Annotated in this window: 9 protein-coding genes; all 9 read left to right on the top strand. The window is 62.3% G+C overall.

Annotation, left to right across the window (positions count from 1 at the left end; genetic code table 11):
• Positions 1 to 96: 96 nt before the first annotated feature.
• Positions 97 to 5,928 (top strand): manganese-oxidizing multicopper oxidase MnxG, encoded by a 5,832-nt coding sequence (gene mnxG / locus ACYZT5_RS01200; RefSeq protein ID WP_462049411.1) that lies wholly within the window; start codon positions 97 to 99, stop codon positions 5,926 to 5,928.
• Positions 5,929 to 5,977: 49 nt separating this feature from the next.
• Positions 5,978 to 7,930: a cytochrome D1 domain-containing protein gene (locus tag ACYZT5_RS01205; RefSeq protein ID WP_462049412.1), complete on the top strand. Its 1,953-nt coding sequence runs from the start codon at positions 5,978 to 5,980 to the stop codon at positions 7,928 to 7,930.
• 12 nt (positions 7,931 to 7,942) lie between these two features.
• Positions 7,943 to 8,599, top strand: coding sequence for an SCO family protein (locus ACYZT5_RS01210; RefSeq protein WP_462049413.1), 657 nt, complete (start codon positions 7,943 to 7,945; stop codon positions 8,597 to 8,599).
• Positions 8,596 to 9,234: an SCO family protein gene (locus ACYZT5_RS01215; protein WP_462049414.1), complete on the top strand. Its 639-nt coding sequence runs from the start codon at positions 8,596 to 8,598 to the stop codon at positions 9,232 to 9,234. Before ACYZT5_RS01210 ends, ACYZT5_RS01215 begins: the two co-directional genes overlap by 4 nt.
• A gap of 9 nt (positions 9,235 to 9,243) precedes the next feature.
• The gene (locus ACYZT5_RS01220) at positions 9,244 to 10,794 is read left to right on the top strand and encodes a cytochrome c/ABC transporter substrate-binding protein (protein WP_462049415.1); all 1,551 of its coding nucleotides are present in this window, start codon (positions 9,244 to 9,246) and stop codon (positions 10,792 to 10,794) included.
• Positions 10,795 to 10,809: 15 nt separating this feature from the next.
• Positions 10,810 to 11,763 (top strand): peptidylprolyl isomerase, encoded by a 954-nt coding sequence (locus ACYZT5_RS01225; protein WP_462049416.1) that lies wholly within the window; start codon positions 10,810 to 10,812, stop codon positions 11,761 to 11,763.
• A 222-nt stretch (positions 11,764 to 11,985) separates the two neighbouring features.
• Positions 11,986 to 12,519 (top strand): response regulator, encoded by a 534-nt coding sequence (locus ACYZT5_RS01230; protein WP_462049417.1) that lies wholly within the window; start codon positions 11,986 to 11,988, stop codon positions 12,517 to 12,519.
• Positions 12,520 to 12,603: 84 nt separating this feature from the next.
• On the top strand, positions 12,604 to 14,310 hold the full coding sequence (locus tag ACYZT5_RS01235; RefSeq protein WP_462049418.1) for a GspE/PulE family protein: 1,707 nt from the start codon (positions 12,604 to 12,606) through the stop codon (positions 14,308 to 14,310).
• Positions 14,291 to 15,094: a hypothetical protein gene (locus ACYZT5_RS01240; protein WP_462049419.1), complete on the top strand. Its 804-nt coding sequence runs from the start codon at positions 14,291 to 14,293 to the stop codon at positions 15,092 to 15,094. Before ACYZT5_RS01235 ends, ACYZT5_RS01240 begins: the two co-directional genes overlap by 20 nt.
• Position 15,095: the final 1 nt, after the last annotated feature.

Below are 15,095 nucleotides of genomic sequence, written 5' to 3' on the forward strand. Positions count from 1 at the left end.
ATTTGAAAAATAACTAAATTATTTATGGCATGCGGATTGCTCAAGGGATTTGTCGAGAGTTATTCCATGTGAGCACTCATTGCGAGGCCCGTGATCATGACCGGCATACCCTACGCTCCGTCCTTGTTTTATTTGCTGCTGTTGGTGGCGTCGATGCTGGGCATCGAGATGGTCGAGGCGGCCGTGCGCTGCGAGCGCAATCTGGTGGCGAACGTCGTGGCGCTGGATCAGCCGCTGATGTTCAACCGTCTCGGTGCACAGAACGTCAACGGCATGATGTTCGCCCTGCGCCGCGATGTGGTCGATGACCACGAGATGTCCCTGGCCCAGGGCGGAGCGGCGGTGCCGGGCAACGTGTCGCTGCGGCCCGACAAGCGTCCGCGTCCACTGGTGCTTCGCGTCGCCGCCGGTGATTGTCTGACCATCAACCTGCAGAACCTGCTCGCCTATCAGGCCAACCCCGGTAGCCACGAAGATGGGGAGGAGGAAGAGGGTGAGATTGAGGGCGAAGTCGCCATCGGCAATGAAGACGAATTCAAGGTCGATGAGCAGGTCGCCGACCGCCACGTCGGCTTCCAGGTCAATGGCATGCAAGCGGTCAACAGCATCGACGACATTGCGTCCTATACCGGGCGCAACGCCAATTCCTTGATTGCCCCCGGCGCCACCCGTTCCTACACCTTGTACGCCGAGCGCGAAGGGGCGTTTGCCGCCAGCAGCCGTGGCGCGACCTTCGGTGGTGAAGGGGATGCGGGCAACGTGGCCAACGGACTGTTCGGCCAGGTTGTCGTGGTACCCAAGGGCGGCCGCACCTATCGCAACACCGTGACCGAAGAAGAAATGCGCCTGGCCAGCGTCGGCCGCACCCCGGCCGGTCAACCGATCGTTGATTACCAGGCACGCTATCCGCAGCGCGAACCCTGGATCCGTGAAGGCAAGGCCGGCCGGCCGCTCATCAACATGGTCGACGGCAATGAAATCATTTCCAGCGAGAGCGACGCGATTGTGATGGGCAGCAACGCCGATGGCAGCTTCCCGCCGTCGACCTATCCGCTGGAAGCCATCGGCAAACGCAACCCGGCGATCCCGAATCGTCTGGAGCCGTTCCGCGATTTCGCCTCGCAGTTCCAGGATGAAACTGCCGCGACGCAGGCGTTCCCCGCTTACTGGGCAGACCCAGTGATGGCTCACGTGCTGGAGCCGACCCGCGACTCGTTCATGATCAACTATGGCTCCGGCGGCATGGGCGCCGAAGTGGTCGCCAACCGTTTGGGCGTCGGGCCGATGCACGATTGCCTGTCCTGCGCCTATGAAGAGTTCTTCCTCAGTTCCCACACCGTCGGCGATGTGGCGATGTTGGTGGACGTGCCGGCCAACGCCGGCCTGGAAGGCATTCTCCCCGGTCAAATACCGAGCGCCGATCAGGTCGGGGTCAAGGCGACCATGGCGCTGTATCCGGCCGAGCCGTCCAACGTCAACCACAGCTACATCGGTGACTTCATCAAATTCCGCAACACCCACAACGGCCACGAGCAGCACATTTTCCACCTGCACGGGCATCAGTGGTTATTCAACCCCAACGACGACAACTCCGACTATGTGGACGCCCAAGGCATCGGTCCGGGCGCCGGTTACACCTACGAAATCGCCAACGGTGGTTCGGGCAACCGCAACCGGGTCGCGGGCGATGCGATCTATCACTGCCACTTCTACCCGCACTTTGCCCAAGGCATGTGGAGCATGTGGCGGGTGCATGACGTCTTTGAAGAGGGCACCAAACTCGAGGTTTCCCAGCAGGGCACCGACGGTTATCACAGCGAACCTTATGCACTGCGCAGCGGTAAACCGGCTGCAGGCGCCCGGGCGTTGCCCGATGGCGAGATCGTTGCCGGTACACCGATTCCAGCCGTCGTGCCGCTGCCCGGCAAAGCCATGGCACCGATGCCGGGCAAAGTCGCGGCCGTGCCGAAAATCGGCGAAACCCTGGTGGCCGGTGGCGATGATGACGATGACGAGGAGGATAACGACGGCGAACACCACGGCGGTAACGGCGGCGCTCAAGCCATCGGTTCCCTGGCCTTGGTGGATCGCAGTGAGGCCAACCGCAATGCCGACGGCAGCCTGAAAAACCCTGGTTATCCGTTCTGGATCGGCGGCATGGAAAGCTCGGTCGGCCAGCGCCCACCGACCCCACCGCTGGACATGCTCGACGCTGCCAAGGCTCAGTCCTTGAAAACCAGCGGCAAAGCCTTGTGGGCCAATCTTGACCCGGCTCAGTCCGGTGGCTGGGACGGCGGCCTGGGGCGTCATTCTCTGGATGGCTTCTCCTCCGGTGGCCAGGCGCACACCATTACCACGTCCCTGGATTTCTCCAAGGAAGTGACCCGCGCCAAGCCGATTTATATGCCCGAAGAAGGCACCGAAGTCGAACAGGCGGCCATGGCATTCCATGCCAAAAAAGACCATCCGAGCTTCGCCGTGCTACCCGGCAATCAAGTCGTGGCGCGCAACTTCCGCACCAACGGTGCCTTGCCGATAGCGGGCGCACCGTATTACGAACCGTGCATGGATGATCGGCAAAAACGCCTGACCAGCAGCGCCGGCACCGGCGAGTTCACTAGCGGTGAACGGGTCGACGGAATGTCGTTCAGCGGTTCCTCGACGTTCACCGCCGACCGGCCACGGGTCTATAAAGCGGCGAACATTCAGTTCGACGCGGTCTACAACAAGGTCGGTTACCACTTCCCGCAAGCGCGCATTCTCGCGCTGTGGGAAGACGCCTGGCCGGTGATTACCAAGCAGCGTCCGCCAGAGCCTTTGGTGATGCGCATGAACACCTTCGACTGCGTGCAGTACCAGCAAACCAACCTGGTGCCGGCCACCTATGAGATGGACGACTATCAAGTGCGCACGCCGACCGACGTGATCGGCCAGCACATTCACCTGCCGAAATGGGACCTGACGGCGGCCGACGGGTCGGCCAACGGCTGGAACTACGAAGACGGCGTGCTTTCCCCCGGTGCGGTGCAAGAACGCATCCACGCGATTCGCGAGTTCAACCAGTGTGCAGGCACCGATCCGCGTGACGGCACGCCGGCCTGTCCGAAAGCCAAGGCTCACCCGTTCTTCGGCCAATATGGCCGTGCCGACTGGGTCGGGGCACGTACGGCGATGCAGCGCTGGTTTGTCGATCCAGTGATCAACAGCAAAGGCGTCGACCGTGGCCTGGGGACCATTTTCACCCACGACCACCTCGGCCCATCGACTCACCAACAGATTGGTCTGTACGCCACCGTGCTGGCAGAACCTGCCGGTTCCACCTGGTTCCACGCCGAAACCGGCGAGCCGTTGTACAGCGGCGCGCGGCAGGACGGCGGGCCGACTTCATGGCAAGCGGTGGTGTCCACCGGTGACCTGGACGGTGACGGAAAGAACGACAGCTTCCGTGAGTTCTTCCTCGAATACAGCGACTTCCAGCACGCCTATGAAGCCGGTGTGTACGTCGGCGCCGGTCCTAACGGGGTGCCTGATCCGCAAGCCTTCCCGGCCACCGCTGATAGCTTCCGCTACGCGATCAACCCGCCGGTACGCAAGGAAGCCGAAACCCTGCTTGAACAGGTGGTCGAGGCCCGCGGTGGACTGATGCCCGGCTGTCCAAGCCGGCCTTGCCCACAAGCCATCTCGGTTGATGACCCTGGCATGTTCGTGGTCAATTACCGCAACGAACCGCTGGCCCTGCGGGTGTACGACCCGAACAAGGTGGGCCCGGATGGCAAGCGCGGCATGCAGGCCGATGGCCTCGGCGGCGACCTGGCGTACGCCATGCAAAGCCGTACTGACCGCGCCATCCCGGCGATGAACCTGGCGCCGAACCTGGTCACGGCGGCCACCGGCCCAACCGGCGGCACCACGCTGTTCCCGCCACACATCAACCGTGGCGGTGCAGAACCGGGTGATCCGTTCACCCCGATGCTGCGCACCTATACGGGGGATAACGTGCGGCTGCGGGTGCATGCCGGTGGTCACGAAGAAGAGCACAACGTGACCCTGCACGGCGTGAAGTGGCTGCAAAGCGGTTCCGGTTTTGGCAACAGCTCCAACTCCGGCTGGCGCTCGTCGCAGATGATCGGGATCTCCGAGCAGATGGGCTTCAATGCGCCGGTCTCGATGATCTCCAGCTCGGCCGCGACCACCGGGGATTACCTGTACTCGATGGACGCCTCCCTGGAAGGTTACTGGAGCGGGATCTGGGGCGTGATGCGCAACTACACGGCCCAGCGCAGCGACCTGTTTGCGTTGCCGAACAACGCGAAACCGGCCGGTATGCGCAACACCGTGGCGTTCGATGGCATCTGCCCACGGTACGGCGCCAACCCTAATGGCATCGGCACCCGGCCGACGCAACAACGCAACTATGAAGTGGTCGCGGCGCTGGCCAACGACATCCTTCGCAATCCGTTGAACCTGGCCATCGGTGATCCGGCGGGGATGGGTCAGCATGTCGGCGGGCCATTGAAACCGGCGGGCGGCACCCTGGTGTACAACTCGCGGGCAGTGAGCATTCCTCAGGTGACGGTGAACGACCCCGAGGACGGGACGACCTTCACCATCGGCGGGCAAAGCGGGCCGTTGCATGACCCTACGGCGATCCTCTATGTCCGCAAGGCTGACCTCGATCCGGTCACTGGCAAGCTCAAACCCGGTGTGCCTGTCGAACCGCTGGTGCTGCGCGCAGCGGCGGGTGACTGCATCAACATAACCCTGGAAAACCGTCTGCCCAGCGTGATGCCGGACCTGACCCAGACGGCCTCGGTGATGGGCATGGTCAAGCGTGACCGTAACGATGGCGAGGGCTCGACCACCTTCAGCAATAACCTGATGCGGCCCTCCAGCACTGTGGGCCTTCACGCGCAACTGTTGGCTTACGACATCACCAAATCCGACGGCACCAACGTCGGCACCAACCCGATCCAGACCGTGCCGCCGCGTGTTGGCAATGTCGGCGCGTACCCGACGCGTACCTATCAGTACTACGCCGGGCACCTGGAGCGTGAAGGCAAGCCGATCACGCAACTGGGCCGCAGTGTCGACAACATCAACGCCACGGCGGTGGAGTTCGGCGGGTTGAATTTCACCCCGGCGGACGTCATCAAGCAGCCGCAAAAAGGCCTTGGCGGCGCGATGAGCATCCTGCCGATCGGCGCCACCTGGGTTGACGATGCACGCAAAGTATCGGCGACGGTTACCGCACCGGGGCAAACCACCTACCGCGATTTTGCGATGGTCTGGCAGAAGGCGTTGAACATGCGCTGGGCCAATGGTCGTCCGGTGGAAGGTATTGCTTCGGAGGCCGGCGTACCGACCGATCCGCAGGACAACTCCAGCATGGCCATCAACTACAAGACCGAGCCAATGTGGTTCCGCTTCGGCCTGCCACCGGATGCGCCGTTCGGCCACGCTGACGGCCATGGTTACGGTGACGTGCCTAACGCGCACATGGCCTTCAGCAACGCACTGGTGGGGGGCGATCCGCAGACGCCGGTGTTGTATGTGAAACCGGGGCAACCGTTCCGCACCCACATCCTGATGCCTACGGGTGGCAGCCGTGGCTCGACCTTCCAGCTGGACGGTCATGTCTGGTCGATCAACCCGTTCCAGTCGGAGAAGAGCGATACCGGTGGTTATCCGATGGGTACGCCAGGGGTGGGTTCGGTGCGGTTCGGCTACAACCCGATGTCGATGTACATCGGCGCCCACGAAAGCATCCTGCCGGCGGCGCACTTCAGCTTCATGCACCCGAGCGCCGGGGGCAGCAATGCAATACCAGGCGACTACCTGTTCCGTGACTACGGCGCTTACGGCAACACCGCCGGGCTTTGGGGATTGCTGCGGGTGACCAACGAACCTGAACCGGCTCCGGTCCCGTAGCAGCAGGGGCGCGTTGCGGCAGGCTCAGACCTATAAGGGGAGGAACATTATGAACAGGACCATCATAGTGGCCGTTTGGGCGCTGGTTGTAGGGTTGGCGCTGATCTGGCTGGGGGTATGGCGCGCGTCGCTGCCGATTATGCTCAGCGACGTGGCACTGCCGAAGACCTGGAGCAAAAACACACTGGTGCGCGACGGGGTGTCGGTGGCGTTTGAGGTGAAGCCGCTGGCCGGAAACGGCGTGCTGCGCGAGGGTGAGTTCGCCGACGTACGCTTCCGGGTTACTGACAGCGCTTCGGGCCAACCCTTGTCGGGTGTCGCGCCCGGTGCCTGGCTCGATCCCGAAACCGTTGCTGCCGACCAGGCCCAGGGCCGGGAGCAAAGCTGCAAGTCGCGGGTCGGGGTGTTTCTGAAATCGAGCATTGGCGCGCGGCCGTTGCTCGATCTGAACAGCTACTTCCTGCTGGTGATGAACCGCGATGCCAGCGTCTCGGTGGTCGACCCGTCGGTGTCGGTGGGCGGGATCACCAGCACGATGGCGCGGATTGATATCAAGCAGCCGCCGATGGACTGGGTGACGCCCCGTGACAACAAACGGGTGTTCGTCTCGATGCCGACGGCCGATGAGATTGCGGTGATCGACAGCGAGCAATTCAAGTTGATCGACTCGGTCGCCGCCGGCAGCAACCCGGTACGGCTGGCATTGCAACCGGATGAGCGTCTGCTGTGGGTCGGCAACAATGCGAAGGCGGCCAAAGAGTCCGGGGTGACGGTGATCGACACGCGCAGCCTCAAGACCCTCAAGCACCTGGCCACTGGTGCCGGGCATCACGAAATCGCCTTCAGCAAGGACAGTCGTTTTGCCTTCGTCACCAACCGCGATGACGGGACGCTGAGCATTATCGACATCGCCAGCCTGACCATCAGCGAGCAACTGCAAACCGGCACGCACCCGTTGTCCGTGGCGTACTCGCCGCTGTCCCAGGCGGTGTATGTCGCCGATGGCAAGGACGGCACGGTGACCGTGGTCGACACTGCAAGCCTCGCGGTACGGCGGGTGATCAAGATGAAACAGGGCCTGGGCCCGATGGGTTTCAGCGCTGACGGCCGTTTCGGCCTCGTGCTCAATACCCTGGAGAACCAGGCCTCGGTAATCGACGCGGCCACCGATTCGTTCATCCATGAACTGGACGTGTCCGCCGAACCCTATCAAGTGGTGTTCACCAAGGCCTATGCCTACATTCGCGGACTGGCCTCGGCCAAGGTCACGATGATCAACCTGTCATCCCTCGGCGAGGGCCGCACGCCCATCAGCCAGGGTTTCGAAGCCGGGCCGCAAGCGCCACGGTTGGCGGGTGATTTGCCGTTGGCATCGAGCCTGGCCGTGTCGCGGGACGACAACGCGGTGTTTGTGGTCAACCCGGTGGACAACACCACCTACTTCTACGCCGAAGGCATGAACGCGCCGATGTCCGGCTACCCCAATCGCGGGCAAGTGGCGCGGGCGGCGATGGTCATCGACCGCAGCCTGCGCGAAGTCGAGCCGGGGCTGTACAGCGCCCGAATCAAACTGCCCACCGCCGGGCGTTTCGACGTGGCCTTCCTGCTGAACCAGCCGAACATCATCCATTGCTTCACGGCATTGGTTGAGCCGGATAAAAACCTCAATCCGCACGCGGGGGTGCCGAAGGTGGAATTCATGCTCGACAAATCCACGGCAGCGCTCGGCAGTCCTTACGTGGTGCGCTTTCGCATCGTTCAAGGCAAACAGAAGGTCCAGCGCAGCGGGGTCAAGGACGTTCAGGTGCGCTACTTCCGGGCCCCGACGTCCCGGGCCCAAGACGTCGCCGCGCTGGAAGTGGGCGATGGGGTTTATGAAGCTCCGGTGACCCTCGACCAGAACGGCGCCTGGTACCTGCACGTGCGCGCGGCGTCGCTGGGCGCGAGTTTCGACGACAAGACTTTTACCAGCGTTCGGGTTCTGCCCGGCGATGCCCATTAAAAGGAGTTCGACATGAACCGATTTGCAAACCGTGGATGGCTGACGTTCTGCCTGTTGGCCGCCGGCATCGGTCAGGCCCTGGCCCACTCGGCGGATGAGCACGCCGGGCATGACATGCCAGCCAAAAGCGCCCGTTCGGAGAGCGCCCAGGTCAAGTTCACCGACGTGGCGCTGGTGGACCAGAACGGCAAACCGGTGCGCCTGGAAAAAGACCTGGTGACCAACAAGATTGTGGTCATGAGCTTCATCTACACCAGCTGCACCACCGTTTGCCCGGTGGTGTCGTCGATCATGGGCAAGGTGCAAAAACAGCTGGGTGCCCGGGTCGGCGGCGAGGTGCAGCTGGTGTCGATCAGCATCGACCCGCAGCGCGACGACGCCAAACGCCTGAACGACTACGCCCGCAACTTCCAGAACGGCCCGGGCTGGAGCTGGCTGACCGGCAGTTCGCAGTCGATCAACGAAACCCTCAAGGGCCTGGGCACCTTCAGCGGGGACTTCAAAAACCATCAGCCATTGATTCTGGTGGGGGACGGCAACAGCCGCCACTGGACCCGCTACTACGGCTTCACCGACCCGACAGTGCTGACCCGTGAAGTGGAGAAACTCAGCGGTCAGCGCAACGTTCACGCCAAGCACACGGCCATCGCGATGGAGCAGCAGCCATGAGAGCCCTCCACTGGATCACCCTGACGGTGTGCTTTTACATGTTCAGTTCGCTGGCGTTGGCCCATGAAGGGCACGAAGATCCGGCACCCGCGAGGGCCGCCGTTGACACACCACCGGGCATGGTTACGGGCACTGGCACCCGCGATGCGAAAACCTGGTTCACCGACACGCCGTTGCAGAACCAGAACGGCGAGACCCTGCGTTTCTACAGCGACACGCTGCAGAACCGCGTGGTGCTTTTGAACGTGATGTTCACCCGTTGCAACGATGCCTGCCCGTTGATCACCCGCAAGCTCAAGGAAGTGCGTGAGTTGCTGGGCGACAAGGCCGACGGCATCACCTTTATCTCCCTTACCAGTGATCCGCTGCGGGACACCCCGGCGGTACTCAAGGCTTACACCTTGAAGCAGGGCGTCGATGGCCCCCACTGGCTTTTTCTTACCGGCGACAAGGCGCAAATGGACCTGGTATTGGGCCGCATCGGCCAGATCGTGCCGACCCCCGAGCAGCATTCAACACAACTGATCGTGGGTGACGTGGCCAACAAACGCTGGAGCAAAGTCCGTCCCGATGCCCCGGCCGCCGCCATTGCCCAGCGCTTGCAATGGCTGACAATGCCCGTGGCCGGCCGTTGAGCCTGCGCCATGAAAACCTCACTCATCCTCGGCCTGTTACTGCTCGGCGGGCTCCATTTCGCCGCCGAAGCGTTGCCGCTGAGCCTCAACGAAAGCGCCGGTAAACGGCTGTATCGCGAGGGTGTGTCCGGCGGTGGCGAGCCGATCATGGCCCGGGTCGGGGCGGCGGATATGCTGTTGCCGGCCACCAGCCTGCCGTGCGCCAACTGCCACGGCGCCGATGGCTTGGGGCGGCCCGAAGGCGGGGTGCGACCGCCGGATCTCAGCTGGTCGCGGCTCACCAGCACTCACGGCCAGCAGCAAATCAATGGCCGTAATTACCCCGCGTACACCGAAGGCACGTTGGCGCGTGCCATCCAGGAAGGGCGTGATCCGGGCAACAATCGACTCGATCCGGCGATGCCGCGATTCGTCCTGTCGACGAATGACCAGCGCAACCTCACGGCCTACCTTAAACGCGTGGCCGATGACCGCGACCCCGGCCTGGCCCCCGACAGTCTGCACCTGGGCACGTTGTTGCCACGCCAGGGACCGTTGAGCGAGCAGGGTGCCACGGTGGCGGCGGTGCTCCAGGGCAGCGTGGCGCGAATCAACGAAGCGGGCGGGATTCATGGCCGGCAGTTGCGCCTGACCATCGTCGATCCGGGCCCGGACCGCGCCAGTGCCGAGCAGGCGCTGGACTATTTGATCGAGCAAGAACAGGTGTTCGCCCTGATCGCGCCGCTGGCACCGGCACTGGATTTGGACTTGGCTGCGCGCCTGGAGCGGGCCGGCATTCCGCTGATCGGACCGCTGTCGTTGCTGGGCACGGTGCAGGCCAGTCGGCAGATTTTCGAACCGCTGCCAGGTTTGCGCGAACAACTGATCGCCCTGGCCGATTACGCCACCGACAATTTGCGGGTGCTCCAGGGACCGACGCTAATCACCTATCCGGACGAGCCCAGTCAACGGTTGGCGGCGCAGAACCTCGGGCAGTACCTGCAAGATCACGCCTGGCAAAAGGTCAGTCTGCAAGCCTATGACTCGGCGCAGGACGAACTGCCACTGGGCTCGCGTTCGGTGTTTTACCTGGGCAGCGGCGGCGGTTTCAGTCGCCTCGCCGAGCGCTTGCAGGCGGCGGGCCAAGTGCCTTACCTGTTCGCTGCGTCGAACCAGGTGGCGGGTAATCTGTTGCAGGTGCCCAGCGGGTTTTCCCGGCGGGTGTTTCTGGCTTATCCGTTCGTACCCAGTGACTGGACGCAGGCCGGACGCCTGGCCCTGACCCAGTTGCGCAAACACCAGGGGCTCGGCGGTCAACATGCGGTGCTGCAAGTCGGCGCGTTCAGTTCGATGTTGCTGTTCAGCGAAGGCATGAAACAGGCGGGGCGCGATGCCAGCCGCGAGAAACTCATCAGTGCGCTGGAAGGCCTGCATGACTTCGATACCGGGCTGACCCCGCTGATCAGCTTCGGTCCGGGCCGCCGCCTGGGCTTGAGCGGCGCGCATATCGTCACCGTGGACTTGCCCGACCAGCGCTTTTATCTGGTCGCTCCCTACAAACCGATTGCCGCTAGACCCTGACCGGAGGTCTCGATCATGATGCTCAAGACTCTGCTGCTCCTGCTCACAATGTGGGTTCCCTTGGCGTTCTGCAGCGATGGCCCGGCCGCCGCGCGGGTCAATGACGAGGAAATTTCCGAGTTCCGCCTGGAGCGCTATTTCGCCGAGTACCTGGAGGATCAGGGCCGGGCGCTGGGCAGCCTCCGCAATCCCAAGGCCTACAAGCAATTGCGTCAGGCGTCTCTGACGGCCTTGATTGACAAAGAACTGCTGTGGCAGGAAGCCGTCAAGCGCGGGGTGGTGATCAGTGACGAGGTGGTGCAAAGCCAGGTCGATCAGACCCGGCAGGCCATAGGCGGTGCCGATGTGTTCGCCCGGCGCCTGGAAGACGCCGGTTTCGACGAGGTCGCCTATACCGAGTACACCCGCCGTGAGCTCGCCGCCCAACAGGTGTTTGCCGACCTCACCCAGGTCGCCGGGCCAGACGAAAAACAGGTCCGCGCGTTCTATGAGGAGCATCGCGCCGAGATGAGCCGGCCGGAAGAAATCCAGGCACGGCACATCCTGATCAAAGTGCCTCAAGGCGCCGATGCCGCCACAGTTGAAGCAGCCCGGCTACGCTTAGAGGAGATGCGTGTGAAAATCAGTCAGGGTGAGGACTTTGCCAGCGTGGCCCGGGCCGGTTCCGAAGACGCTTCCGCCGGCGAGGGTGGAGATCTGGGCTATTTTCCTCGTGGGCGGATGATGCCGGAATTCGAAGCAGCGGCTTTTGCCCTGGCACCGGGGGCTGTCAGTACACCGGTGCGTACACCGCTGGGCTGGCATTTAATCTACCTGCAGAACCACTCGGAGGCGACCGATGTCTCAGAGGTGCAAGGGCTTGAAATGGTCAGGGCTTACCTTGCCCGACAGCAACAGGCTCAGGCTCGTCTACAAGTTCTCGCGCAGCTGCGATCAAGCAATCGAATCGAACGGATTGACGATGATTGAAGGTTCCCCCCCCAATAGTGGGGAATAGCTTCAAGGTACATCCGAGCACTTCCCCGCCTTTGGGGGATGGAGTTTCTGGACGAAATGGTTTTTTCATGAAAATCAAAGATGTGCAACGGTAAAAAAACCGGCGCTCAGCCTGGCATGAAGTGTGCGTTAGCCTCAGTGAAGGCGCGTACTCCCAGGGCTGGAACATCGGACCTGCAGTTCAAGGAGTCGACCTTGTTAAACAAAATACTGGTTGTCGAAGACGAACAGCTGCTTGCCGAAAACCTCAAGGATTACCTTCAGGCGCAAGAGCTCGACGTCCGGATTGCACATGACGGTGTGACGGGTATCGGTGAAGCCGAACAGTTTGCACCCGATGTGATGGTGTTCGATTACCGCTTGCCCGACATGGAAGGCTTTGAGGTGCTCGATGCTGTCCGCCAGAACAGGAAGTGTCATTTTGTGCTGATTACCGGGCACCCAACCGCTGAAGTCTGTGAGCGGGCCCGGGAACTGGGAGTCAGCCATATTCTGTTCAAACCGTTTCCATTGGCGGAATTGGCCCGAGCAGTCTGCGACCTTCTGGGGATGGAGCGCGAACTCAAAGCAGGCATGAGCACTTCGGAAGGTTTTGTCGAACGACGCCAGAGCAGGACCGAGAGTTTCCCGCTGCAGTTGTACGACGGCAGTTGGGTGCTGGCAGATCGTCGACGAAGTCTATCGACCTCCATGGCACCAGACGACCAACAATTGCTCACCGGGGAGTAGTGGCGCGACAAGACGTTCCGGCATCCGCCGCAATGGCCTGCCGCGTCGACAGGGCTCAAAGCCCCCGGCGTTGGAGAGCATGCCATGGACCGTCTATCCCTTGTCGTCGAACCGGTGCTGTTGGACTGTGTACCGTCTCGATTTTCCAGTGAGCAACTGACCCAGGCCCGGGCCAGGGCCACCCGTTCCGGCGAACGTATCCTGGAAGCCCTTGGGGTGTTGTGCGAACTGGCCCCCATGCCCTTCATCCAGCGCCTCGGCGCTACCCTGCATTATCCGGTGCTCGACACCGACGCCCTGTTTCAAGCCACCCCGGTGTTCGACCGGGTCACCCTGGCCCAATGCCTCAAACGCGAATTCATCCTGCTGCGTCACGACGATGCGGTCATCGGCGTATTTGCCGACCCCTTCGACACGACTCGCCTGGCCTGGATCGACGACTGCCTGCACGGCGCGGCGCTGTACCTGGTGCATGCCGACGACCTGAAAGCCTACCTGGCACGCCACGAAGAAAGCTTCCACGCCGTGGAATCGCTCAACGCCCAGGCCGACGCCAACATCGAAATCGATACCCTGCAAAGTCTGTCCCTGACCAGCATCAGCGAAGATGCCAGCGTGGTGGTCAAACTGGTCAACTCGACCCTTTACGACGCGCTGAAAATGCACGCCAGCGATATCCATTTGGGCACCACCGGCAGCGGCCTGGTGATCAAGTACCGGATCGATGGCGTGCTGAACAACATCAGCAAAATCCAGGGCAGCGAATTCGCCGAGCAAGTGATTTCCCGGGTCAAGGTCATGGCCGAGCTGGACATCGGCGAAAAACGCGTGCCCCAGGACGGTCGCTTCAAGATCGGCATCAGCGGCCGGCAGATCGACTTTCGGGTCTCGATCATGCCGAGCATTTTCGGCGAAGACGCGGTACTGCGGGTCCTCGACAAACAGGACCTGGCCGACAAGGTCTACGGCGTGCAGTTGCAAGCCCTGGGCTTCGAAGACGAAACCCTGCGCCATCTGCGTCGGCTGGCGGCCGAACCTTACGGCATGGTGCTGGTGACCGGCCCCACCGGTAGCGGCAAAACCACCACGCTGTACGCGATGATCACCGAGATCAACCACGGTGTGGAAAAGATCATCACCATTGAAGACCCGGTGGAATACCAATTGCCGGGCGTGCTGCAAATCCCGGTCAACGAAAAGAAAGGCCTGACCTTCGCCCGTGGTTTGCGCTCGATCCTGCGCCATGACCCGGACAAAATCATGGTCGGTGAAATCCGCGACCCCGACACCGCACAGATCGCCGTGCAATCGGCACTCACCGGGCACCTGGTGTTTACCACCATTCACGCCAACAACGTGTTCGACGTGATCGGCCGTTTCACCCAAATGGAAATCGATCCTTACAGCCTCGTTTCGGCACTCAATGCCGTGCTGGCCCAGCGCTTGATCCGACTGGTCTGCGCCAGTTGCAGCGCGCCGGCCAACCCGTCCGATGAAGAATTTCGCCTCTCCGGCCTCGATCCGCAACAGGTCGATCACTACCACTTCGTCCACGGCAAGGGCTGCGGCCATTGCCGGGGCACCGGTTACCGCGGGCGTACGGCGATTGCCGAACTGCTGCACCTGGACGACGAGTTGCGACAAATGATCGTCGAGCGCCAACCCATTTCGAAAATCAAGGCCCTGGCCTGCAGCCGTGGCTTGCGCCTGTTGCGCGAGTCGGCACTGGAGCTGGTTGCAGCTGGGCGGACCACGCTCGAGGAGATCAATCGTGTCACTTTTATCTCGTGATCGTTTTGTCGCCGTGCTCGGCGCCAGTGGTGTCGGTCTGGGCCAGCGCCGTGGCAGTGAAACCCTGTGGCTGGGCAGCGTCGGTTTTATCGACGAAGGTTTCCATGCCTGGGCGGTGGCCCTGGAAACGCTCGACCGTCTGCTGGCCGAACACACCCGTTCCGGTGCCGAATTGAGTGTGGTGATCTCCGGGCACTTCAGCCGCTTCTGTCTGGTGCCCTGGAGCGAACAGATCAGCAGCCCTGCCGAATTGCTCGGGTTTGCCCAACTGTGTTTCGAAGACCTTTACGGTGTGCCGACTCAACCCTGGAGCATGGTGCTGTCGGCTGAACCGGCGGGCTACGACCGGGTCGCCACCGCGCTGCCGCAAGACTTGCTGACGCAGCTGCGCACGCAGGTCACGGGTCGTGGTCTGCGCCTGCGTTCGGTGCAGCCGTACCTGATGGCGGCGTTCAATCATTTCGATAAAAGCTTCGACGCCGGGGACTTTCTGTTCGTGGTCGCCGAGCCGGTGCGCAGTGTGTTGCTGTTGGCCCGGGAAGGGCGGTGGGCGGAGGTGCGTTCGGTGGGCAGCAGCGACAGCGACGCCGCACTGACGGCATTGATCGGTCGTGAAAACCAATTACAGGCGTCCACCAGCGACCGGCCGCTGAACGTTTATCTGCATGCGCCGGCACGCATTGACTCGCACCCTGACGTACCCGGTGTGCACTTGCGCGCCCTCGAAGAAGACCGGACATCCGTACGCGATGGCTTGTACGTCATGTCCCGGGCGGTGGCCTGAT

It is taken from the genome of Pseudomonas sp. LB3P14, from assembly GCF_054898045.1.